Origin of the sequence: Nitratidesulfovibrio sp. SRB-5, from assembly GCF_019931275.1 — a bacterium.
GTDB lineage: Bacteria > Desulfobacterota > Desulfovibrionia > Desulfovibrionales > Desulfovibrionaceae > Cupidesulfovibrio.
This window is the reverse complement of record NZ_JAIOTY010000001.1, coordinates 530,580-554,179: the sequence shown is the minus strand read 5'-3', so window position 1 is coordinate 554,179 and position 23,600 is coordinate 530,580. Positions and strand designations below refer to the sequence as shown.

The window sequence follows — 23,600 nt, the reverse complement described above, 5'->3', positions numbered from 1 at the left end:
AATTTTTTAGCGACAAAAATGTCGCTTCGCGAAATTGTAAAAAACATGCATTCGAGTGAGCGCTCTCGAACATACCGGCACGCACATCACTGCAATCATCCTTCACATCCACTCTATCCAGCACACCGGAAACACAGCCAACCCTTGTACGGCACGCCACAGCATGCCCATGCACGAAAAGTACGGCCCACTCCGCCGCACCCTCCGTACACCTGATCCGTCATTACATGGACACACAGCCGATCTTCACCCCTCGTTGTCGTGCACCATCCGGAAACATCGTCCGCATACCATGCGCATGGCCATGCATGTCCGCGTTGCCTTGCCCGGTTCCGGGCGGTATGCCCCGTTTTCCATCATCTGGAATATCACGGACCATCCCGGAGGAAGGCAGCATGTCCCAGTGGCTCAAGAGCAATGACGTCCTTGGCACCACCAACCGCGGCAACACGGCGGAATCCGGCTTGTGCACCCTGTGCCGCGCCGACTGCATGGGCAAGTGCGAAACCTGGCTTTCGTGCATGAAGGGTCGCGAAACCCTGTACCCGCGCGACTTCGGCATCGTTACCGCGGGCAGCGGCAACACCACCCACGTGGGCGTATCGTACAACTCGCTGCGCATCCAGGGCTACAACTACGGAGCTTGCGGCGCGGGCGAAAAGGCCGCCACCGGCGATGCCCTGTTCACCGACGTTTCCCTTGCCTCCTCCTTCGGCGCGCAGCACAAGACCACCTGCCGCTACCCGCTGATGACCGGCGCGCTGGGCTCCACCTTTGTGGCCGCCAAGTACTGGGACGCCTTTGCCACCGGCTGCGCCATCTGTGGCGTGCCCATCGTGGTGGGCGAAAACGTGGTGGGCATCGACCGCGAGGCCGTGCTGGAAAACGGGCGCATCACCAAGGCCCCCGAACTGGAACGCCGCATCGACAACTACCTGCGCTACTACGACGGGCACGGCGCCATCATCGTGCAGCTGAACGTGGAGGACACCCGCAACGGCGTGGCCGAATACGTGGCGGGCAAGTACGGCGACAAGGTGATCATCGAGCTCAAGTGGGGCCAGGGCGCCAAGGACATCGGCGGCGAAATCGAGGTGAAGAGCCTGGAATACGCCCAGTTCCTGAAGCAGCGCGGCTACCTTGTGGACCCCGATCCCACCCGGCCCGAAGTGCAGGAAGGCTACCGCACCGGCGCGGTGAAGGGCTTTGCCCGGCACAGCCGCCTGGGCTACACCGACCTTTCCGGCTACGAGCAGGTGCGCGAAAACTTCATTACCCAGGTGGCCTACCTGCGCTCGCTGGGCTTTGGCCGCATCTCGCTGAAAACCGGCGCCTACGGCATGGAAGCGCTGGCCATGTCCATCCGGCTGGCCTCGGAGTGCGAACTGGACCTGCTGACCATCGACGGCGCGGGCGGCGGCACCGGCATGAGCCCGTGGGACATGATGGAAACCTGGGGCGTGCCCTCCATCCTGCTGCACGCCAAGGCCGCCGAATACGCGGCCCTGCTGGCCGCCAGCGGTCGCCGCGTGGTGGACATGTCCTTCGCGGGCGGCTTTGCCAAGCCCAGCCAGATATTCAAGGCGCTGGCCCTTGGCGCGCCCTACACGAAGATGATCTGCATGGGCCGAGCCATGATGATTCCCGGCTTCCTCGGCTCCAACATCGAAGGCGTGTTGAAGCCGGCGAACCGCGCCCGCGTCAGCGGCAACTGGGACACCCTGCCCAAGACCGTGGCCGAGCACGGCAGCACGGCGGAAGAAATCTTCGCCGGGTACCATGACGTGCAGGCGAAGATCGGCCGCGAAGGCATGAAGGACCTGCCCTACGGCGCCATCGCCATGTGGACCCTGCTGGACAAGCTGGGCGCGGGCGTGCAGCAGCTGATGGCCGGTGCCCGCCGCTTCTCGCTGGACCAGATCCGGCGCGAGGACATCGCCTCCGGCAACCGCGAGACCGAGCGCGAAACCGGCATTCCGTTCATCACCGACGTGCAGGACGAGTTTGCCCGGGCCATCCTGAAGGGGTAGGGGCACAGCCCCGAAGCGCACCAATGAAAACGGGGCGGAAACCTGCATGGTTTCCGCCCCGTTCCTGTTTGCATTCGCCGCAACGCCGGCCAACGCATGGCCTGTGGGGTCTGCGGCTCCGGGACTATCTACGGAATGAGCGGCTGCCCTTGGGCCAACCTGCCGTCAATCTCGGCCACGGTGGTGGCCAGCCGGGCGGCGCGCGCCTGTGCGTCGGCCCTGGCCGCGGCGAGCGCGGTGGCCTCACCTTCCAGCACCGCCCGGCGAGACGGTGGCAGCTGTGCCAGCGCCTCGAACATGGGCGCGGCCCGGCGGTGGTCGTACCCCGCGCGGGCCATGCAGAACAGGGCCACGCGGTCCACGTCGTAGCTGACGGTCTGGCGGTCGGCCTCGGCGGCTTCGGGCTTCGTCAGCCCGCCCGCCGGGGGCATGCCGTAATAGCCGCGCACGCCGGGCTTGTCCGTTGCGGACGCCGCCGCCCCGGCCTTCCCGTTCTGCCCCGTATGGCCTGTCTGGCCTGTCTGGCCTGTCTGGCCTGTCTGGCCTGTCTGGCCACTTTGGCCTGCCTGCCCACCTTGGCGAACATGCCTGGCCATTTCGCGGCCCAGCACGGCGGCCAGTTCATCATCGTCGGAAAAACGTTCCAGCAGGCCGATGGTCACGTGGATGGACTGGCCGGAGGAAAAGGCGTCCACCGTGTCGCGCACCTCCACGTCCATGGAGGTGTCGCACAACCGGTGAAAGCGCACCGGCACGTCCATGCGCAGGCCGTCGCGCTCCACGGTGTAGGACACAGTATCGCCCGCGCCCAGTGCCTTGGTGACCTGCCAGCGCAGGGTGCGTGCTGCCAGCTTGCCGGTGGGCAAGGGCTGCCCGTTCACCGCCACCAGCACGTCGCCGGGGCGGATGCCCGCCGCCTCTCCGCCGCTGCCGCGCAGCACGCTGATGACCCGGTGGCGTCCGTCCAACTGGTACTCGCGCACGTAGGCCTCGCGCCAGCGGCGCATTTCGACGAAGGCCCCAAGGTCGCCCCAGCGCACCGTTGAAAGCATGTCGTCCAGCGTGTCGGTACTGACCACCACCACGCCGTCGTCCAGCACGGTGCGGCCCCCGCACAGCGGGGCGTTGGCTTCGCGCAGGGCATAGCCCACGTTCCATAGCCGTTCGCGCTGGCACATCCGCCGCTCCACCGAGGCGGACGGCTGGGGGCAATGTTCCTTTCTTGCCTCTACAACGGGGGTCGGCGCAACGGCCTTGCGGCCACAGCCAACCAGCACAAGGGACAGCACAAGGACCAGCGGAAGGGCCGTGAAGGCCACCGCGTACGGCGCCATGCCGCCCCGGTTCCACTGCATCCTTCCCCGAACTATCGCCATGCCACCTCCATTCCGGTGCATCGTCCCGCGCGGGCACATTTTTCCCTCGCCCCGCGCGGACCATTCCCTTGCGCGGAACAGGCGTCCCGCCAAACATCCCGCCAATCGCCCCGCTGTCGCCGCATATCGTGCCGCGACTGTTCATGCAAGCATTCTGTGAATACCGGATTGCATGGCATCACCACGCCACGACATCACATCGTAATACGGCAGAACATGCCGCTCTTGCACATCCCGGAATGCGAAGCAAACACCGTGCCCTGCAAGCGCGCGCTGCAACACGCGAATGCATTCGCCCGACACGCCGTCGCATGGCCGATATGCACGCTTCATCATCCGCCGCGTAGTCCGGCCATACCCGTTCGTGTCGCAACGGCGGCAGACCGTGCCGCACCACGCGGCAAGCGGGACAGGGCGGGGCAGGCCGGGACAGACTGGGACAGGGCGGGACAAAGCGGGACAGGGCAGGCAGTGCAAGACGGGGCGGGACGGGGAGAGGCGGGCCAAGGCAGGACAGGCAGGACAGACAGGGGGGCAGCACGATGTCCGCATCGCTGCTGCCCCCATCCGCATGGCACGCAGACTCGCCTGCGAGTGTGGCAAGGCTGCACGTTCGATCAACGGGAACGCCTCGCGCCTTCGGCCCGAAAGCCGACGGGCGCAAGGCCCATCCGGGCGCGTCCCTATACCGTCATGTTGTGAATGATCCCCCGCAGCTGCCCGGCCATGTCGGCCAGCGCGCTCACCGCACGCCCGGCCTGCTCCACCTCGGAGGTGACCTTGCCCGAGATGTCGCGCACCTCGGCCACGGAACTGCTGATGTGCTCGCTGGTGGACGACTGCTGCTCCGCCGCTGTGGCGATGGCGTGCACCTGGTCGTTGGTGGCCACCACCAGGGTGACTATTTCCGCCAGGGCCGCGCCCGATTCGGCGGACAGCCCGCGCGAGCGTTCCACGGCGTGCACCGCCGCCTCCATGCCGGCCACCGAATCGCGGGTGCCTTCCTGAATGGCCCGGATGGCCTCACCCACCTCGCGGGTGGCGTTCATGGTCTTTTCGGCCAACTTGCGCACCTCGTCGGCCACCACGGCGAATCCGCGCCCGGCGTCACCGGCGCGGGCCGCCTCAATGGCCGCATTCAGGGCCAGCAGGTTGGTCTGGTCGGCAATGTCGCTGATGACTTCCATGACCCGGCCAATGCCTTCGGCCCGGGTGCCCAGCGCGCCAAGGTCGGCTTTCAGGCGGGCAGCCATGGTGCTCACCTCGCCGATGGCGGTCATGGCCTTTTCCACCACCTCTGCCCCGGCTTCCGCCTTGGCGCGGGCGTCGGTGGCCTGGCGGGCAGCGTCCGAGGCGTTGCGGGCCACCGCCAGCACCGCGCTGTTCATCTCGTCCATGGCGGCGGCGGTCTCGCCGATGCGGCTGGCCTGCCTGTCGGTCAGGCTGCCCGCATTGCGCATCTGCCCGGCCAGAGTGGCGGACGTGCGGGCCACCTCGCCGGATATTTCCTCCGACTGGTGGGCCGCTTCGGCAATGCGCCTGTTGGTGGCTTCCAGTTCGGCCTCGCGGGCGCGCAGGTCGGTGAGGTCCTGATAGATGCACAACGCGCCCATCAGCTTGCCCTCTATGTCGTACAGGGGCGAGGCATTGATGAAGATGCGCCGCTTGCCACCCTTGCGGCCGGTCAGATCCACCTCGCGCCGGGCGATGGTGCCGTTTTCGATACAGTCGCGCAGCACCGTGCGGCGGGTGGCGTCGCCGTAGAAGAACTGGGCCACGTTCTGGCCGTAGAAGCTTTCCGGCTTTCCGTCATGCTCCAGGATGTGCAGCAGGTTGGCGTTGGTATAGGTAAGCACCTCCTTGGGGTCCACGACCACGAAGGGGGTATCGATGCCCTTCAGCACGCCCTGCGCAAACGAAAGGTTTCTGCGCAACTGTCCGATAAGCCCATCAAGGGCGATGCGCATCTCCACAAGTTCGTCGCCGCCGTCACAGGCGAAACAGACGGAATGGTCACCGGCCTTCAGCCGGTCCAGCCGTCCAGTGATCTCGCCCAGCGGCTTGACCACCTTGGCGTGCAGCAGAAAGGCCAGGGCAACGGCCAACATCACCGCACACCCCACGGTGATGCCCCCGGCCAGCCAGATGGTGCCGGGGGTAATGGAACCCGCGCCCACGGAACCAAGCCAGGCGAAACCGCCCAGACAGGCCAGGGGAACGAGTGCGAGCAGGAAGATAAGTGTCCGGATGCGCAACCCTTGCATCATCGAGGCATCTCCTTATGTCACAGGACACGGCAAAATGGCGGATCAAGTCTGGCGGCGCCGCCCCGCGCCGGAAGCATGTGCTGCGTGCGCCCGCAACGGATGCATTTGGCGGCATGCATCACGTTACTGCCTATCGGCGCAATCGGAATAAAGGTTAGCCGAGCGCGCGTGGCCTTTCAAGAAAATCCCCGCGGTTTCCCGTCCGGTCCGAGCGCATGCACAAGGCCCTTTCCTTCACCGCGCGACAACGGTATGGTCGCCGCGCGACAACACACTCCTTTCCGGACAACTTTCACGTCCGTTGCGTAACATCCCATGAAAGAAACCATTCCTTCACATACTCCGGCGGGCGACCCGCGCTTCTTCCCTGTATCGCCCCTGATGATCTTTCCCAAGGCCGTTGGATCGTTCAGCGTGTACCTGCGGCAGGGCAACACCCTGGTGTTGTATGCCGCGGCGGGTGAGGCCTTTACCGAGCGACATCGCACCAACCTGTTCGAGAACGGCGTGCGCGAAGTCTACGTGCGCCTTGAGCAGCGCGAAAACTACACCCGCTACGTGGAAGAGAACCTGGGCGCCATATTGCAGGACGAGTCCATTCCGCTGCCGGAACGGGCGGGCACCTTCTACCGGGCATCCACCGAAATCCTGCGTGACGCCTTCGAGGCGCGCATGCCCGTGCCCCTGGACAGCGACACCTTTCGCAGGCTGCACTACTTCGTCACCCAGTCCATCCGCTTTCTGACCAGCGCCGACTCGTTGCGGGCCCTTGGCGAATTCATCGCGCACGACTACAAGACCTACACCCACTCCATCAACGTGCTCATCTACACAATGCCCCTGGCCCAAACCCTTGGGCTGGACGATGCGACGCTGATCCGCGTGGGCATAGGCACCCTGCTGCACGACGTGGGCATGACCCGCGTGCCGAAAAGCATCATCGAACGCGCGGGCCGCCTGCTGCCGGACGAAGAGGCCGTGTACCGCACCCACCCCGCGCAGGGCGTGGCCACCATCGCCCAGGTGCCCCTGACGCAAGAGGCCATCAACTGCATCCTGTTCCATCACGAGCGCATGGACGGTTCCGGCTACCCCACGGGCCTTTCCGGCGAGCAGATTCCCCCCGTGGTGCGCGCCCTGTCCGTGGCCGACACCTTCGACACGCTCACCTCCACGCGCGGGGGGCCGTCCGCGGCCACCTCCGCCTTCGAGGTGCTGAACCGCATGCGTTCGGAAATGGCATCCACCCTGGACATGGAAATGTTCCGGCGCTTCGTGCTGGTGCTGTCCGGGGCCATGCTGGACGGCGGCTTCGGAGCCGAGATGGACTGACCCGGCGGGTTGATCCGGTGGGCTGATCGGGCCGGGGCAAACAATCCGGCCTGGTGCAGGCCGGGCTGACCGCGCCATACCGGCCATACGGCCAAATCGGCCCCCGCATGCGCGCGTTTGCGCACGCTCCGGGGCTTCTCCGGGCGGCAAAATGCCCCGTCAGCCCCACCCGCCCCATACACTTAAAGAGAAAGTCTAGAAAAAGTTGACAATGCTTGTGCTTTCCGTCATGCCTTTACGAGGGGAGAGGTGCGCCCATAACGGCCCGGCACCACTGCAACATCCAGGAAATCCTTGGAAATGACACAGGCATCGGCTGCGCAACAGGACCCCTCGGAATTCTTCGCGGTGCCCACCACGATGCTTTTGCCCGACATGTCGGGCTCTTTCGGCGTGTACATCAGGCAGGAGAAGGGGTTTGTCCTCTACGCCCACGAAGGCGAACAGTTCACGCCGCGCCATCGCCTGCAACTGCGCGCGCACGGGGTGGAGCACATCTACGTGCATCGTGCGCAGCACCCCCTGTACCGCGAACACCGCGAACTGTACCTGGGGCGCATCCTTTCCGACGAAACCATCCCCCTGCCCGAGCGGGCGCGCCTGTTCTACGCCACCTCCACCGAAATCGTGCAGGAGGTGTTCGAACGCAAGCTGCCCCGCAGCCTGAAGCGCGCCACCTTCGACCGCATCCTGGCCCTGGTCACAGAGGGCATCAGCTTCCTGACGCTGGAAAATTCGCTGAAGACCGTGGCCTCGCTGGTGGCGCACGACTACCACACCTATTCCCACTCGCTGCACGTCTTCGTGTATTCGCAGGCCATCCTGCAAAGCTACGGCTTTGACGAGGAAAGCCTGGTGCAGTTCGGCCTGGGGGCCATGCTGCACGACATCGGCAAGACCTTCGTGAACCCGGACATCCTGGCCAAGCCGGGCGCGCTGTCGCTGGACGAGCGCATCGAGGTCAACCGCCACCCGGTGTTCGGCGTGGGTGCGTGCACGCTGATGCCCCTGTCGCAGGACGCCATCAACTGCATACTGTTCCACCACGAGAAACTGGACGGCACCGGCTACCCCTGCGGCCTTTCCAGCGGCGAAATCCCCCTGCCGGTGCGGGCCATCACCATTGCCGACATCTACGACGCGCTCACGTCCAACCGCCCCTACGCCCCGGCCATGAACGCCTTCCAGGTGCTGCGCCTGATGATGAACGAGATGCGCGAACAGATCGACCTCGACATCTTCAAGCGGTTCGTGATGATACTTTCCGGCGCCAACGTGGTGTAGCCCTTTCCCGTGCCGGCACGCCCCGCCCTGCCTCCTTTCCCTGTTCGATCACACAATCCCGACCGAAAAAATCCGCTCCGCCCCTTCCCCGCCCGGACGTGCGTTGTTATATGCCCGGTAATGACGCGCCGCGCCCTGCCAAGTGCTCAGCCCGATGCTCTGCCAGTGCTCAGCCGACCGCGCTAACGCCCTCCGGAGGAACAGCAACATGTGGGAGTATACCGACAAGGTGCGAGAGCACTTCCTGAACCCGCGCAACGTGGGCTCCCTTGACGACGCCAATGCCATCGGCGAGGTCGGCAGCCTTGCCTGCGGCGACGCCCTCAAGCTCTATCTCAAGATCGACGGCGACCGCATCGTGGACGCCAAATTCCAGACCTTCGGCTGCGCCAGCGCCATCGCTTCCAGTTCGGCCCTGACCGAACTTATCAAGGGCATGACGGTGGAAGAAGCCCTGAAGGTGACCAACCGCGACATCGCCGAATTTCTGGGCGGCCTGCCCAAGGAAAAGATGCACTGCTCGGTCATGGGGCAGGAAGCGCTGGAGGCCGCCATCCGCAACTGGCGCGGTGAACCCGCCGTGGAACACAGCCACGAGGGCCAGCTGGTCTGCAAGTGCTTTGGCGTGACCGACGAGCAGATCGTGCGCGCCATCCGCGAAAACGGCCTGAAGACCGTGGAGGAAATCACCCACTACACCAAGGCCGGCGGCGGCTGCGGCGAATGCGTGGGCGAACTGCAAAAGCTGCTGGACGCGGAACTGGGCAAGGCCCCGGTGTGCGAAACCCCGCTGGCCGCAGCGCCGAAAAAGCTCACCAACGTGCAGCGCATGCAACTGGTCCTGAAGGTGCTGGAAGGCGAAATCCGCCCCCGCCTGCAACAGGACGGCGGCGACATCGAACTGGTGGACATGGACGGCACCACCGTCTACGTGGCCCTGCGCGGCATGTGCACCAGCTGTCCCTCCAGCCGCCTGACGCTGGAAGGCTTTGTGGAAAAGACCCTGCGCGACCATGTGGACGAGAACATCGTGGTCAAGGAGGCGGCAGCGTGAACACCGTATACTTCGACAACAACGCCACCACCCGCGTGGACCCGGCCGTGCTTGCGGCCATGCTGCCCTATTTCGGTGAACTGTACGGCAACCCCTCGTCCATGCACACCTTTGGCGGGCAGGTGGGCCGCGCCGTGCGCGAGGCGCGCGAACAGGTGGCCCGGCTCATCGGGGCCACGCCGGAAGAGATCGTGTTCACCTCGTGCGGGACCGAGGGCGACAACACCGCCATCCGCGCCGCGCTGGCCGCCCAGCCCGAGAAGAAGCACATCATCACCACCCGGGTGGAGCACCCCGCCGTGCTCAGCCTGTCACAGCACCTGGAAAAGAACGGGTACGAACTGACCCTGCTGGGCGTGGACGACAAGGGCCGCATGGACCTTGACGAACTGCGCGAGGCCATCCGCAAGGACACGGCCATCGTATCCATCATGTTCGCCAACAACGAGACGGGCACCATCTTCCCCGTGGCCGAAGCCGCCGCCATCTGCAAGGAGCGCGGCGTGCCCTTCCACACCGACGCGGTGCAGGCCGTGGGCAAGCTGGCCATCGACGTGCGCGAGCTGCCCGTGGACTATCTGGTGCTGTCCGGCCACAAGCTGCATGCCCCCAAGGGCATCGGCGCGCTGTACGTGCGTCGCGGGGCGGCCTACCGGCCCTTCCTGCGCGGCGGGCATCAGGAGCGCGGGCGCCGGGGCGGCACCGAGAACGTGCCCGCCATCATCGGCCTGGGCATGGCCTGCGACCTTGCCGCCGCCAACATGGCGGAAGAAAATACCCGCGTGCGCGCCCTGCGCGACAGGCTGGAGCAGGGGCTGCTGGCCGCCATCCCAGACGCCATCATCAACGGCGACCCGGCAAACCGCCTGCCCAACACCACCAACATCTCGTTCAAGTACGTGGAGGGCGAGGCCATCCTGCTGCTGCTCGACCAGCTGGGGGTATGCGCCAGCTCCGGTTCGGCCTGCACCTCGGGCAGTCTGGAACCCTCGCACGTGCTGCGGGCCATGGGCGTGCCGTTCACGTACGCGCACGGCTCCATCCGCTTCAGCCTCTCGCGCTTCAACACGCAGGAAGAGGTGGACCACGTGGTGCGCGAACTGCCGCGCGTCATCGCCCGCCTGCGCGAGATGTCGCCCTTCCGCGCCGGAAGCGAGGCGGAGGCGGCGCTGTGCAAGCCTGACCGCGGCTGCCAGGGCTGCGGTTCGTGACGGGGTGATCCCGTTCGCCATCCTCACCCCTGTACGCGCGGGGGCGTTTGTGGCATCCGGGAACATCGCCATACTTCAGGCCAGGGCCAACGAACATTCCGGGGGAAGGCGCAACCTTCCCCCGTTTCGCAACCGACAGGGCGCGACACCGCACCCCGCGTCCACGGCCATCCGCGCCGGACACTCTCAGGAGGCTCGCATGAAGATCGCCCGCGACATGACGGAACTGGTAGGCCGCACCCCCCTGGTGCGCCTGAACCGCGTCAGCGAAGGCTGCGCGACCGAGGTGGTGGCGAAGCTGGAATTCAACAACCCCTGCGCCTCGGTGAAGGACCGCATTGCCCTGGCCATGATCGACGGGGCCATGGAGCGCGGCGAACTGGCCCCCGGCGGCCTGCTGGTGGAACCCACCAGCGGCAACACCGGCGTGGGGCTGGCCTTCGTGGCGGCGGTGCGCGGCCTTACCCTTGTGCTGACCATGCCCGAAAGCATGAGCAACGAGCGCAAGGCGCTGCTGCGCGGCTTTGGCGCACGGCTGGTGCTGACCCCGGCCTCCAAGGGCATGCGGGGCGCCATAGAGGAAGCCGAGCGCATCGTGGCCGAAACGCCCGGCGCGGTGATGCTGGGCCAGTTCGTGAACCCGGACAACCCGCTGGTGCACCGCAAGACCACGGCGGAGGAAATCTGGGCCGACACCGATGGCAAGGTGGACGCCTTCGTGGCGGGCGTGGGCACAGGCGGCACCATCAGCGGCACCGGCAGGCGGCTGCGCGAGCTGAACCCGGCCATCAGGATCGTTGCCGTGGAACCGGACGAATCGCCCGTGCTGTCGGGCGGCGCGCCCGGCCCGCACCCCATCCAGGGCATTGGCGCGGGCTTCGTGCCCCCGGTGCTGGACACCAAGGTCTACGACGAGATCATCCGCGTGCCCGGCAAGGATGCCCTGGCCACGGCACGGCGGCTGCTGCGCGAGGAAGGCATCCTGTGCGGCGTCTCGTCCGGGGCCAACGCCTTTGCCGCCATGGCCGTGGCGCGCCGCCCGGAAATGGCGGGCAAGCGCGTGGTGTTCGTGGTGTGCGATACCGGCGAGCGGTATCTTTCGACCCCGCTGTTTACCGAAATGCCCGACTAGCCCCGCCTGATGCGCCTTTCGCCCTCCGGCTTCGTCAGATGAAGCTGCGGCATCGGGTCACGTACAATAAGAGCGCGCTGCGGTCGCCATCCGTAACACTCGCGCTGCTCGTGTAACGGCTGCCGCACGCTCCCCTTGATACGGAACGCCCCCCGTACCAGGCACATGCACAGGCTACGATTTTCCTCATCACCCTCCAAACCCCGACGGATCGCACGCGCATGAAGAAACTCGACGACCTCGACGCCCGCTCGCTGCAAGGCATGCCCGAACTGGAACGCATCGTGGACGAGATGTGCGCGCCGGAATCGTACGAAGCGGTCTACCACCGCTCGCTGCACGACGCGCCCATGCCCTCGCTGGAAGCGCTGGCCGAAATGGTCAGCCGCCTGCGTGCCGCGCTGCTGCCCGGCTTTTTCGGCGCGGCCACCGTACATATGGAATCGATGCGCTACCATCTGGCCGCCAATCTCGATTCCATCTACCGCATCCTGTCCGAGCAGATCCGTCGTGGGGCGTGTTTCACCTGTGCCGACTTCGCCCGTGAATGCGGCAGCTGCGAACTGCACTCGCGCGACAAGGCCATCCAGTTCCTGCAACGGCTGCCGGAAATCCGCCGCATGCTGGCCAGCGACGTGAAGGCCGCCTACGAAGGCGACCCCGCCGCCAAAAGCCCCGGCGAAACGGTGTTCTGCTACCCGTCCATCGCGGCCATGATCAACCACCGCATCGCGCACGAACTGTACCGCATGGAGGTGCCGCTGATCCCGCGCATCATCAGCGAAATGGCCCACTCGCGCACGGGTATCGACATTCACCCCGGCGCGCGCATCGGCGAGGAATTCTTCATCGACCACGGCACCGGCGTGGTCATCGGCGAAACGTGCATCATCGGGCGCGGCTGCCGCATCTACCAGGGGGTGACCCTGGGCGCGCTGTCCTTCCCCAAGGACGGCGACGGCGTGCTGATCAAGGGCAACCCGCGCCACCCCATCCTGGAAGACAACGTCACGGTGTACGCCGGGGCCACCATCCTTGGCCGGGTGACCATCGGCACGGGCTCCATGATCGGCGGCAACGTGTGGGTGACCCACGACGTGCCGCCCGGCTCCAAGATCGTGCAGCAGCGCTCGGCCAAACCCATGCCCGACGAGGAGATGGTGGGGCGGAAATAACGGCGGACCGGGCGGGGGCATCCCGTGCAGTCCGTCCCGGGCCGCGCACCCCGCTGTACCCGGGCGGCGCATGGGGGTAGATTGTCCTGCACCCCTTTCCCCATCCGGCGCGAACCGCCAAAGGAGGCCCCATGCCCATCCCCCGCATCTGCCTGCTGACCCTTGGCGTGGCCGACCTTGCCCGCAGCCGGGCCTTTTACGAGGCCCTGGGCTGGAAGCCCGCCTACCCGGATTGCGACAAGATCGTGTTCTTCCAGGTGGGCGAACTGGCCGTGGCCCTGTACCCGCGCGAGGAACTGCTGCAAGACTGCGGCATGGCCGGGGCCAGCCCCGCGCCGGGGGGCATTACCCTGGCCCACAACGTGGCCGAGCGGGCCATGGTGGATGCGCTGATGGCCGAGGCCGTGGCGGCGGGCGGCACGGTGCTGGATGCCCCGCGCGACAAGCCGTGGGGCTACACCGGCTACTTCGCCGACCCGGATGGCCACCCGTGGGAAGTGGCCCACGTGCCCTCGCTGCAACTGGACGAGGCCGGGCGAATCGTTCTCGGCTGATGGCGGCTGCGTGCCGTATCGCCTTCTCCCACCCTTTTCCCATTCCGAAACGCAACGGGTTCCGCGCGTACATGGCGCGGAACCCGTTGCGTTTCCATTTCTTTTCAGCTGGATACGTAATCCATACCAATACATGCTGGAACAACGCATATTGGAACGAATCATACTGTAATGATTTTCGTCCGATTTTTCTTGCCTTCCGCCTCCGAATAGCCTACCGGGAAAGTAGGCTATCAGCAGGAGGAACCGACATGCCGTTCCAGTTACTTGCCGATTCCATGGTCACCATTCCCGGCGTCACCTGCACGGGAACCCGCCGTCTGCTTGCCATCAACGAAACCTGTTTCGCCATCCACCGCAGCGGGGTGCGCTGCCGCCGCACGGATACCTACCACCGGGCACGGGTGGAGATGTTCCGGCTGTTCGCCCGGCAGGACGACGCGCTGACGCCCGCCCGCGCCGATGGCAGCGAAGGGGACTGGACCAGCGTGCTGCTGTCCTTTCGCCTGCGCGGCGAGCCGTGCATGCCCAAGCGACCGAAGGGTGCGCCGCCCCTGCCCGCCGTTGCCCGGCTACCGTGGTGCCGCAGGCCCGCGCGCATCCTGGGCCTGAACGATGATGCCGTGGCGCTGGCCATCCGCATGGACGGCGGTCCGGCCATCGGGGTGTGGGCGCTGCCACCGGGCTTTGTGGCCGGACTGTCCGACGCGAACATTCCCGGTGCATCGGAAGATGCGCTGGATCTGCCCCTGCGCCGCGAGGACGTGCTGCTGGCCTGGCCACGGTAGCTACGGGCTCTGCACGCGCCGACGTGAAGAGGTCGGCACGGGCCCATTACGGATTCTTGCCGTCTGCCCTGATTGTTTTTTTCCCGGTATCCCGCGACGGGCTTCCGTCGCGGGGGCTGGTGCGGGGCTGCGCCAATCCCGACCTGTCCGGCCGAATCACACCGCCCCCTTCTACGCCCCGCCCCCCTCCCGTGCCGCGTCATGCCGCCCGAACACCTCGCGCGCGGCGGCAATGCCGTTGAGTGCGGCGGGAAAGCCCGCGTACACCGCCATCTGCATGATAACCTCCATGATCTCCTCGCGGGCAAGGCCCACGTGCAGCCCGGCGGCTATGTGCACCTCCAGTTGGGGGCGCGCCGTGCCCATGGCCGTCAGCGCGGCGATGGTGGCGATCTCGCGCTCGCGCAGGCCAAGCAGGGGCCGCGCATACACGTCGCCAAAGGGAAATTCCACCAGCAGCCGCGCGAAATCCGGCGCGAATTCCGCCAGCTTCGCCACCACCTGCTCGCCCGCCGTGCCGTCCACCTGTGACAGCACCCGCAGCCCGCGCTGGTAGCGGGTTTCCGCCCTTGCCCCCTCGTCCGCCATCTCCGTTCCAGCCGCCATCTCCGTTCCACCCGCTCCAGCCGCCCTATCGGACTGTTCCGCCCCTTCCGTTTGGACCGTCTTCACGCCGTCATGCATGGTCGTCCTCCTGCCCGCGATACCAGGCAATCTTGTCATCCAGATGGGTCAGGCACGCCGCCAGCCGGTCCATGCGCTCGCGCACGCGCTGGCGGTGTCCTTCCAGCAGTTCCCGCCGGGCCGCCAGCGTGGCATCGCCCTGCTGCCCCCGCTCTCGCAGTTCCGCGTAGCGCACCATTTCGCGCACGGGCATGTCCATCTCTCGCAGCCTGCCTATGAATTCCAGCCAGCGCAGGTCGTCCTGCGTGAACAGCCTGCGCCCGCCCCGGTCGCGCTCCACCGAGCGCAGCAGGCCGATCTTTTCGTACCAGCGCAGGGTGTGGGCGCTCAGCCCGGTGGTTGCCGCCACGTCGCGGATGCGCATGGGTGTTCCTCCTTTTTCCGAAGCCTACAGGTTGGAGCACGCTCGAAGTCAAGCGGTTTCGCGGGCCGGGCAAAAAAACACGCCCGGACCATGGGAATGGCCGGGCGTGAGCACGCAAACGCAAGGAAGGAACGCCGTAAAAGGAACGGCTGCAAGCCTACATGCCGAACAGCAACGCGCTGGGGCGACGCAGCACGGCGGGCAGCGGGTCCAGTTCGGCCCGCAGGGCATCCTGCAACGCGCGCAGGGCGCCGGGATCGTCCGCTCCAAAAGACGCGGGCGTCCGGCCCGTCACCCGCAGCAGCCGCCCGCGCAGCCCGTTGCCGTAGGTGAAGTTGCCGGTGATGTAGACCAGGAACTTGCCGAACATGCGCACCGCGCGGGCCGGGCCGTGCCGCCGGGCCAGCGCGTCCAGCAGGGCCAGCGGGGCTTCGCGCCACGGGGCGGGGTTGCGGTCCGGGTCGTCGTCCACCATGCCAGTCCAGGCCGCGAACACCCATGGCCGGGCCACGGCGATGCGCCCCAGCGACACGCCGTCGCAGCCGGTGTCGTCCAGCAGTCTGGCGCAGTCCTCCGGCGTGAACACGTCGCCGTTGCCCATGACCGGGATGGACACCGCCGCCTTTACCAGCCCGATGTGGGCGCGCCGGGGCGGCTGGGTGCGGCGGTCCGGAGCCACGCGGGGGTGAAAGACCAGGCAGTCGGCCCCGGCGTCCTCGAAGCGGCGGGCCAGGTCCACGGCGGGCTGCGGGTCCGGCGACCAGCCGGTGCGGAACTTGACGAACACCGGAATGTCCACGGTGCGGCGCACCGCCGCCACCATGCGCACGGCGCGCTCCGGGTCGCGCAGCAGGTCCGCGCCGCAGCCGCGCTTGACAATGGCGGACACCGAGCAGCCCATGTTCAGGTCCACGCCGAAAAAGCCTTCGGCCTGCACCCGGCGCGCACCCTCGGCCATGTGCTCCGGCTCCGCCCCGAACAGCTGGCAGACCAGCCGGGGCGGCTCGCCCGCGCGCCACGAGAACGCCTCGGACTTTTCCGGACGTTCCGTGGGCACGGCGCGGGCGTTGCACATGCCGGTGAACAGCAGGCCGCAGCCGCCGTAGCCTTCCACCACCTCGCGGAAGGCGGCGTGGCCCAGCCCGGCCATGGGGGCCAGCCACAGCCGCCCCGGTACGGTGCGCCCGCCCACGGTCAGCGGCTGGCGCAGGCGCGCGGCAAGGGCCGCATCACCCACTGGAGCGGGGTTGGAGGCGGTTTCGAGGGCGATGCCGGGGGCGGCGCCGGGCAGGGCACCGGGCAGGGGCATGTTCGGAGGGGACGTCATCGGCATGGCGGGCTGCAATGTAAACTGCACGGGCGCGGGCTACGCGCCCGGGGTGTGGCGCAGCACTTCGTTGCCGTCCAGGTCGCGGATGGACAGGGTGCCCGCCTCGTAGAGGCCGTACGAAGCCACGTACCCGTTCTTGGGCAGGGTGGTGGAGCCCACGTTCCAGATGTGCAGACCGTCCACGGTTTCCGCGCGGGGAATGTGGGTGTGCCCGCACAGGAACACGTCGCCGGGGGCCAGGTCGGGGAAGCGGTCGGGCAGTTGGTGATGGTGCCCGTGGTTGGCCCAGATGCGCAGCCCGTCGGCAAAAATCCACGCCGCTTCCGGCAGGGGAAAGCGCAGGACCATGGTGTCCACCTCGGCATCGCAGTTGCCGCGCACGGCGATGATGCGCGGCGCCCAGTCGTTCAGCAGGGCCGCCACTTCACGCGGGGCGTAGCCTTCGGGCACCGGGTTTCGCGGGCCGTGGTACAGCAGATCGCCCAGCAGCACCAGGGCGTCGGGGTGATGGGTGCGGGCCAGTTCCAGCACCAGTTCGGTGCGCGGCAGCGAGCCGTGCAGGTCGGAGGCAATGAGCAGTTTCATGGTCGGGTGATTCCTGATGGTATGGCTGGCGCGGCACGGCGCGCCGGGAAGGGAACGGGCCACCGCGTGGGGCGGTGGCCCGGAACGTGTGCATGCAAGAGACGTCTGCGGAAACGTGGCGCCATGCAGCCGGATGCGGCCTGTCGCGGCCTGTTCGGGCTGTTCGGGCTGTTCGGGCTGTTGCGCGATGAGCCCCTACAGATGTTCGACGGTAATCCTTCGCGGCGCGGCGGCCTCGCGCTTGGGCATGCGGATGGTCAGCACGCCGTTGGCCAGTTGGGCCGAAATGCGCGTGGCATCCACCATGTCCGACAGGGTGAACACGGCGTGGTACTCCACGTCGCCGAACTCCATGGCGTGCACGCGGGGGCCGCCCGCCGGGCCGCAGCCGCAGGGGGCGTGGGCCGGGTTATCCGTGGCATCGGACTCTGCGTCGCCATCGCGTCCCCCATCCCGGCCTGCGTCCCTTCCCATGTCGCGGCAATCGCCAAAGCGGGTCACGCCGCGCACGGTCAGTTCGTCGCCCTCCACGTCCAGCACCAGATCGTCGTGCGCCACGCCGGGCATGTCCAGAAACAGGTGAAAGCCGTCCTCGCGCTCCACCAGGTCTGCCTGGGGACGCATGCGCGGCGGTTGCGGCGACTGGGCAAACCGGCCCTGCCGGGCGCGGCTCTCCGCGCCGCCCCGTTCGTTCTGGCGGGCGGGACGTGACGCGGGGTGCGGAAAACGGGGGCGGCGGTCGGGGGGCGTCATGGCAGCCTCCTACCTGACTTCGATGTGGACGGTACGCGGTGTCACCGCCTGCGCCTTGGGCAGCACGATCTCCAGCACGCCGTCCTTCATGGTGGCCGTGGCCCGGTCGCGGTCGATGGGCACGTTCAGGGTCACCACCCGCTGGAAGGGGCCGGTGGGCCGCTCCTGCCGGTAGTACCGGCCACGCACCACGGGCAGTTCGCCTTTGAGCACCAACGTCTTGTCGGTAAGGGTGATGTCCAGCCCGTCCAGGTCCGCGCCGGGCACCAGCGCACGCACGCGGATGGCCGCGTCGTCCTCGCCGATGTTCAGCGGCGGAAACTGCGCCCTGCCGCGCGTGGCCGCAAGGCTGCGGCCCGCATCGCCCGCAAGGCGGTCGAGCAGGTTGGGAAATTCGTAGAACGCGCTGAAGTCGATGACCATGCGCACCTCTTCGGATGGGCGGATTGCGGACGACGCGGCAAATCGGGGTATCGGAAACCGCACAGGCATAGCTAACATCCCCGGCGGCGCTGTCAACGTATGCGTGTGCAGCGCATGCCCGTCGCGTGCCCGTCGTGTGCCCGGCGTGTGGCCGGCGCATGCCCGGCGCATGGGGACGGGGGCGGGGCACAAGAAGCACGGCCCACGCCCTGCGGGCATCGGCTGGCCGGAGCGGCCCGTCACGCACGCACCCCGCCGGGCGCTACTTTACCGAGCGCTGCCCCTGTTCCCACCGCTCGGCGGGCACGGCCTCTTCCACCAGCATCACGGGAATTTCATCGCGCACGGGGTAGACCACCTTGCACTGGGCGCACTTCAGGCCGCGCTCGTTGTCCACGGGTTCCACGGGCTGACGGCACTTGGGGCAGGCGAGAATTTCCAGCAGTTCCTTGTTCAGCGACACGGCGCACTCCTTGGTTGCATTGTGCGCGCACCATAGCCCGAAGCCGCCGCTGGCTCAAGCGGCGCGGCTGGTCAGGCATGCGATGCGACCCGCCCGTTCGCCCGGCGGATCCGGGTCCGCAGCACCGTCCGGGATGCCGGACGCCTTTATTGACACCCGCAGGGGCGGAACGTAGCATCATTGCGTACCCCGTCGCACCGCGCATGGCCCGCCATGCCGGTTGACCATTCCGACCGACCTTGCCCGCCCCACACACGGGCACACGGGCACCCGGCCTCCTGTTCTCACGGTCGCGGGGCATCAGGCACCCGGAGCAGACATGTCCATCCGTTTCATAGACCTGCATTCCCACTCCACCGCATCCGACGGCAGCGACACCCCGGCGGAACTGGTGCGCAAGGCCGCCGCCGCAAAGCTGGCCGCCATCGCCCTTACCGACCACGACACCACCTCCGGCCTGGACGAGGCCGTGCGCGAAGGCCGCCAGCGCGGCATTGAGGTCATCAGGGGGTGTGAACTGGGCGTGCGTTGCGAACATGGCGAACTGCACATCCTGGGACTGTGGCTGCCCGAAAACGGCGGCGCCACCCCGCTGGATGCCACCCTGGCCGACCTGCGCCGCCACCGCGCCGCCCGCAATCACCGCATAGCGGCGCAATTGCGCGAATGCGGCGTGGACATCGAATACGCCGAAGTTGAAGCCATCTCCGGCGGCGAATCGGTCAGCCGCCTGCACTTTGCGCGCATCCTGCACGAAAAGGGCTACGTTCCCTCGCCGCAAGAGGCCTTTGCCCGCTACATCGGCCCCGGAGGCCGGGCCTACGTGGCCAAGAAAACCCTGTCGCCCGCCGACGGCGTGGCCCTGCTGCGTTCCGTGGGGGCCACCGTGTCCCTGGCCCACCCCATGCTGTTCCGCTACCCCGGCAACGGCTTTGCCGAATGGCTGGACGACACCGTGGCCGACCTCAAGCCCCACGGACTGGACGCCATAGAGGCCTACCACAGCGAACATTCCCAGGCCGACACCCGCCGCTGCGTCGACCTGGCCGCCCGGCACGGGCTGGCCCTGACCGGCGGCTCGGACTATCACGGCGCGGGCAAGCCCGGCATCGCGCTGGGACGGGGACGCGGAGGCCTGCGCGTGACCACCGCCGTGCTCGACAGCCTGAAGGAACGCAGGCTCCGTCAGGGACTGCCGGTGTAGACGCATCCTGGCCCGGCGTCCCGCAGCCCCGTCCAACCGCCAGCCGAAGGCGGCCCGTCCATCGACAACCACAGCCACCACAGCCCAAACCACGCCATACCCACCATGACCAACGGTTTCACAGCTCACCCCCACGCGTCCCCGCCGGACGCGGACCCTCCCGCCCCCGAACGCCTTGCCCTGCCCGAACTGCTGGCCCCGGCGGGCGACATGGAAAAGATGGACGCGGCCCTGCGTTACGGCGCCAACGCCGTCTACCTGGGCGGGCGCGGCCCCAACCTGCGCGCGGGCGCGCAAGGCTTTTCGGCCGACGAACTGCCCGAGGCGGCCCGGCGCGCCCATGCCGTGGGCGCGCACGTCTACTACTGTCTGAACAGCCTGCCCCACCAGCGCCACCTGCGCGACGTGGAAGCCGCCATGGAAGAGGCCCACGAGGCGGGCGTGGACGCCCTGATCGTGGCCGACCCCGGCGTTGCCCGCATGGCCCGCCGCCGCGTGCCGGGCCTGCCGCTGCACATTTCCACCCAGGCCAACACCGCCAACGCAGAGGCCGCCCTGTTCTGGCAGGACATGGGCGCCACCCGCGTGAACATGGCGCGCGAACTGGACCTGAACGGCATCCGCGAACTGGTCAGCGCCTGCCCCGGCATGGAATTCGAGGCCTTCGTGCACGGTGCCGTGTGCCTTGCCGTGTCCGGGCACTGCCTGCTTTCCGCCTGGATGAACAACCGCCCGGCCAACCTTGGCCAGTGCACCCACCCCTGCCGCTTCGAATACCTGGGCATGGCCCTGGCCGTGGAAGAAAAGACCCGCCCCGGCGAAATCGCGTGGGAGGCGGCGCAGGACGGTCCGTTCCATTCCAGCTTCTGGGCGCCCAACGACCTGTGCCTGGTGAAGTACGTGCGCTGGTTTGCCGCCGTGGGCGTGGCCGCGCTGAAGATAGAAGGCCGGGTGAAGAGCGCGGGCTACGTGGCCCAGGTGACCGACGCCTACCGCACCGCGCTGGACGACCTGGCCCGGCGCACCTTCCGGCACGAGGATTACCTGTACGAACTGCTGAACACCGCCAGCAGGCCGCTTTCCACCGGCTTTTTCCTGCCCGGCGGCAAACGCGTGAACCGGGGCCTGCCGCACGACGCCATGCGCCGCCCGGTGGTGGCGCGCATCGAGCAGCCTGCGGGCGACGGCGCGTGGCACGTATCCGTGCGCGCCCCGTGGCGCGCCGCAAAGCCCCTGGAACTGCTGCTGCCCGGCCTGCGCAGGCCGGAACTGCAACCCGGCGACTTCCGGCTGGAAAACCACAAGGGCGAGACCGTGGACCGGCTGCACCCCGGCATGGCGGGGGTGCTGCACTGCGCCCACGACGGCCTTGCGCCGGGCCTGTTCGTGCGGGCCTGATCGCGGGCGCCGCCCCGCACCGGCGCTCCGGCGTCCACCCGAACCCGTCTGGCCGAACCCGTCTGGCCAAACCCGTCTGGCGCAACCCGTTCACCGCCCGCAACCCCACGGAACCTTACGGAACCATACGGAACATCCATGGCCCACGTGCTGATCATCGACGCCGACGCCGCCTTCGCCCAACTGGTGGCGGGCATTGCCGAGGGGCTGGGGCACCGGGCCTCGCGCGCGGCAAGCCTGGTGGAAGGGCGCCTGCTGGCCGACGACGCCGACGTGGTCTTTCTGGCCGCCACCCTGCCCGACGGCAACGGCGTGGAGGCCATGCCCGGCCTGCGCGCCCTGCCCGGCCAGCCGGAGATCATCGTCACCGCCGAAGGGGGCGACCCGGACGGCGCGGAACGGGCCATCCGCCACGGGGCCTGGGAATGGCTGCGCAAGCCCCTGCCCGCCGACCGGGTGGTGCTGCCGCTGCTGCGCGTGCTGGACTACCGCGGTCGCCTGCCCGCCCAGCGCCCCTCGTCGCGGCTGAAGCATTCCATCGTGGGGGTCAGCACGGCCATTCGCCGCTGCCTGGACGTGGTGGCCGAAGCAGCGGGCAGCGACGCCACCGCGCTGGTCACCGGCGAAACGGGCGTGGGCAAGGAACTGTTCGCCCGGGCCATCCACGACAACAGCCCGCGCGCCGCCGCGCCCTTCGTGGCCGTGGACTGCGCCTCGCTGCCGCGTTCGCTGGCCGGGTCCATCCTGTTCGGCCACCGCAAGGGGGCCTTCACCGGGGCCGACTCCAACCGCGACGGTCTGGTGTTGCAGGCCGACGGCGGCACCCTGTTCCTGGACGAGGTGGGCGAACTGCCCCTGTCCATGCAGAAGATGTTTCTGCGCGTGTTGCAGGAACACCGCTTTCGCCCGGTGGGGGGCCGCGCGGAAATCACCAGCGATTTCCGCCTTATCGCGGCCACCAACCGCAATCTGGAAGACATGGCCGAGCGCAACACCTTTCGCAGCGACCTGTTGTACCGCATGCGCACGGTGGTGGTGAGCATTCCGCCGCTGCGAGAACGGTGCGAAGACGTCACCGCGCTGGCCGGGCACTACCTGCCGCGCATCTGGGCGCGCTTTGCCCTGCCGGAAAAGGACATTTCGCCCGACTTCCACGAAACCCTGCTGGCCTACCACTGGCCGGGCAACGTGCGCGAGCTCATCCATACCCTTGAGCGCGCGGTGCTGGCTTCGCAGGACGCGCCCAAGCTGTTCGCCCGCCACCTGCCGGACTATCTGCGCATCTGCCTGGCCCGCGCCGCCGCGCGCAACGGAGCCGCCGTCCCCGCCGGCTACAAGGGGCCGGGAGGACCGTCCTGCCTGTACGGGGCCGGGGAACGCGCCGCACCTGCACCGCCGGGCGGCAACGCAGCGGATGCGGCGAATGCCGCAGATGAAAACCGCCCCGCGAGCGACCCCGCCCCGGCGTCACGGCCATCCACAGCGCGGGCCGGTGACGCATCATCCACCGCGCGGCAAGGCGGCAACGCCCCGTCGGCCAGCTTGGCCGCCGGACTCGAACAGGCACAGCCCGACCCAGCACAATCCGTACAGGCACAATCCATACAGACACAGCCCGTACAGACACAGCCCGCGCCGCCCGTTTCGCCCGGCTGGGGGCCACGCGCGCCCTATGCCATCTACACCTCGCCCCACTATGCCCCGTCCCCGGAACGCACGGCGTCCACAACGCACACGGCACATGAAAGCATGGCCCCCGGCAACGGCGCGGAACGGCCATCACGGCACGGGCACGCCACCAGCGGGAGCGGCATTTCCCATGACCAAACCGACCTTGCCGGGCTGCCCCACCGTGGCACCCCGGAAGCTGACGCCCCCCTGCCCTTACCGACGGCGGGCATGCGCACGCACCCCGGCCCGTCCTCCGCAACCGCCCCCCATGCCGTCGCCCCCTTTGCCGACGGCCTGCCCCGCTTCTTCGACTTTCGTGATGCGCAATTCACCGCCTACCTGCACGAACTGATGCGCAGGGCCGAAGGCGACATCCGCGCGGCCTGTGCCCTGTCCGGGCTGTCCCGCTCGCACCTGTACGACCTGCTGCGCAAACACGGCGTGCCCCCCCGCTAGCCCGGAAAAGGTCGCCAGCCCGCCGCATGAAAAACGCCCCCGTTGTCCGCCATCGCGGACACGCCT

Annotated in this window: 21 protein-coding genes; 12 read left to right on the top strand and 9 right to left on the bottom strand. The window is 67.8% G+C overall.

The features are described from left to right. Positions 1-395: 395 nt before the first annotated feature. A complete protein-coding gene (locus tag K6142_RS02125) occupies positions 396-2,030 on the top strand; it encodes a glutamate synthase-related protein (RefSeq protein ID WP_190243845.1) in 1,635 nt (544 codons plus the stop codon). Positions 2,031-2,158: 128 nt separating this feature from the next. On the opposite strand, the gene K6142_RS02120 is transcribed toward K6142_RS02125, so the two are convergent. Further along, the gene (locus K6142_RS02120) at positions 2,159-3,406 is read right to left on the bottom strand and encodes a M48 family metallopeptidase (protein WP_190243846.1); all 1,248 of its coding nucleotides are present in this window, start codon (positions 3,404-3,406) and stop codon (positions 2,159-2,161) included. 683 nt (positions 3,407-4,089) lie between these two features. Further along, complete coding sequence (locus K6142_RS02115) at positions 4,090-5,673, bottom strand: methyl-accepting chemotaxis protein (protein ID WP_223290232.1); 1,584 nt, start codon at positions 5,671-5,673, stop codon at positions 4,090-4,092. A 315-nt stretch (positions 5,674-5,988) separates the two neighbouring features. On the opposite strand from K6142_RS02115, the gene K6142_RS02110 reads away from it, so the two are divergent. The 8 genes from K6142_RS02110 to K6142_RS02075 all read left to right on the top strand — a co-directional run bounded on the left by K6142_RS02110 (position 5,989) and on the right by K6142_RS02075 (position 14,203). Beyond that, positions 5,989-7,005 carry an HD-GYP domain-containing protein gene (locus K6142_RS02110; protein WP_190243847.1) on the top strand — a complete coding sequence of 339 codons (1,017 nt, stop codon included), beginning with the start codon at positions 5,989-5,991 and terminating at the stop codon, positions 7,003-7,005. Positions 7,006-7,305: 300 nt separating this feature from the next. Next, positions 7,306-8,289 carry an HD-GYP domain-containing protein gene (locus tag K6142_RS02105; RefSeq protein WP_015946288.1) on the top strand — a complete coding sequence of 328 codons (984 nt, stop codon included), beginning with the start codon at positions 7,306-7,308 and terminating at the stop codon, positions 8,287-8,289. Positions 8,290-8,497: 208 nt separating this feature from the next. Continuing rightward, entirely contained in the window at positions 8,498-9,343 is an 846-nt protein-coding gene (nifU, locus tag K6142_RS02100; RefSeq protein ID WP_190243848.1) for a Fe-S cluster assembly protein NifU, read from the top strand. Then, positions 9,340-10,554 (top strand): cysteine desulfurase NifS, encoded by a 1,215-nt coding sequence (gene nifS, locus K6142_RS02095; RefSeq protein WP_190243849.1) that lies wholly within the window; start codon positions 9,340-9,342, stop codon positions 10,552-10,554. Before nifU ends, nifS begins: the two co-directional genes overlap by 4 nt. A 199-nt stretch (positions 10,555-10,753) precedes the next feature. Beyond that, on the top strand, positions 10,754-11,686 hold the full coding sequence (gene cysK / locus K6142_RS02090; RefSeq protein WP_190243850.1) for a cysteine synthase A: 933 nt from the start codon (positions 10,754-10,756) through the stop codon (positions 11,684-11,686). Between the two features lie 221 nt (positions 11,687-11,907). Further along, complete coding sequence (gene epsC / locus K6142_RS02085; protein ID WP_190243851.1) at positions 11,908-12,861, top strand: serine O-acetyltransferase EpsC; 954 nt, start codon at positions 11,908-11,910, stop codon at positions 12,859-12,861. Between the two features lie 131 nt (positions 12,862-12,992). After that, a complete protein-coding gene (locus tag K6142_RS02080) occupies positions 12,993-13,415 on the top strand; it encodes a VOC family protein (RefSeq protein WP_190243852.1) in 423 nt (140 codons plus the stop codon). Positions 13,416-13,666: 251 nt separating this feature from the next. Beyond that, positions 13,667-14,203 carry a hypothetical protein gene (locus tag K6142_RS02075; protein ID WP_190243853.1) on the top strand — a complete coding sequence of 179 codons (537 nt, stop codon included), beginning with the start codon at positions 13,667-13,669 and terminating at the stop codon, positions 14,201-14,203. Between the two features lie 171 nt (positions 14,204-14,374). Here K6142_RS02075 and K6142_RS02070 read toward each other — a convergent pair whose 3' ends face one another. The 7 genes from K6142_RS02070 to K6142_RS02040 form a co-directional block, all read right to left on the bottom strand. Then, on the bottom strand, positions 14,375-14,809 hold the full coding sequence (locus K6142_RS02070) for a carboxymuconolactone decarboxylase family protein (RefSeq protein WP_223290233.1): 435 nt from the start codon (positions 14,807-14,809) through the stop codon (positions 14,375-14,377). Between the two features lie 70 nt (positions 14,810-14,879). Next, positions 14,880-15,251, bottom strand: a complete 372-nt coding sequence (locus K6142_RS02065; RefSeq protein WP_190243854.1) for a MerR family transcriptional regulator — start codon at positions 15,249-15,251, stop codon at positions 14,880-14,882. 157 nt (positions 15,252-15,408) lie between these two features. Continuing rightward, positions 15,409-16,584, bottom strand: a complete 1,176-nt coding sequence (locus K6142_RS02060) for a tRNA dihydrouridine synthase (protein ID WP_223290234.1) — start codon at positions 16,582-16,584, stop codon at positions 15,409-15,411. 33 nt (positions 16,585-16,617) lie between these two features. After that, positions 16,618-17,166 carry a phosphodiesterase gene (gene yfcE / locus K6142_RS02055; protein WP_190243855.1) on the bottom strand — a complete coding sequence of 183 codons (549 nt, stop codon included), beginning with the start codon at positions 17,164-17,166 and terminating at the stop codon, positions 16,618-16,620. Between the two features lie 195 nt (positions 17,167-17,361). Continuing rightward, positions 17,362-17,919: an Hsp20/alpha crystallin family protein gene (locus tag K6142_RS02050; RefSeq protein WP_223290235.1), complete on the bottom strand. Its 558-nt coding sequence runs from the start codon at positions 17,917-17,919 to the stop codon at positions 17,362-17,364. Between the two features lie 9 nt (positions 17,920-17,928). Then, the gene (locus K6142_RS02045) at positions 17,929-18,342 is read right to left on the bottom strand and encodes an Hsp20/alpha crystallin family protein (RefSeq protein WP_167125865.1); all 414 of its coding nucleotides are present in this window, start codon (positions 18,340-18,342) and stop codon (positions 17,929-17,931) included. Between the two features lie 262 nt (positions 18,343-18,604). Continuing rightward, positions 18,605-18,805 carry a Trm112 family protein gene (locus K6142_RS02040; protein WP_015946274.1) on the bottom strand — a complete coding sequence of 67 codons (201 nt, stop codon included), beginning with the start codon at positions 18,803-18,805 and terminating at the stop codon, positions 18,605-18,607. A 319-nt stretch (positions 18,806-19,124) separates the two neighbouring features. Between K6142_RS02040 and K6142_RS02035 the strand changes: the two genes are divergently transcribed. The 3 genes from K6142_RS02035 to K6142_RS02025 all read left to right on the top strand — a co-directional run bounded on the left by K6142_RS02035 (position 19,125) and on the right by K6142_RS02025 (position 23,534). Further along, positions 19,125-20,009 carry a PHP domain-containing protein gene (locus K6142_RS02035; RefSeq protein ID WP_190243856.1) on the top strand — a complete coding sequence of 295 codons (885 nt, stop codon included), beginning with the start codon at positions 19,125-19,127 and terminating at the stop codon, positions 20,007-20,009. 105 nt (positions 20,010-20,114) lie between these two features. Beyond that, positions 20,115-21,407, top strand: coding sequence for a peptidase U32 family protein (locus K6142_RS02030; RefSeq protein WP_223290236.1), 1,293 nt, complete (start codon positions 20,115-20,117; stop codon positions 21,405-21,407). Positions 21,408-21,545: 138 nt separating this feature from the next. Then, positions 21,546-23,534, top strand: coding sequence for a sigma-54-dependent transcriptional regulator (locus K6142_RS02025; protein WP_223380736.1), 1,989 nt, complete (start codon positions 21,546-21,548; stop codon positions 23,532-23,534). Positions 23,535-23,600: the final 66 nt, after the last annotated feature.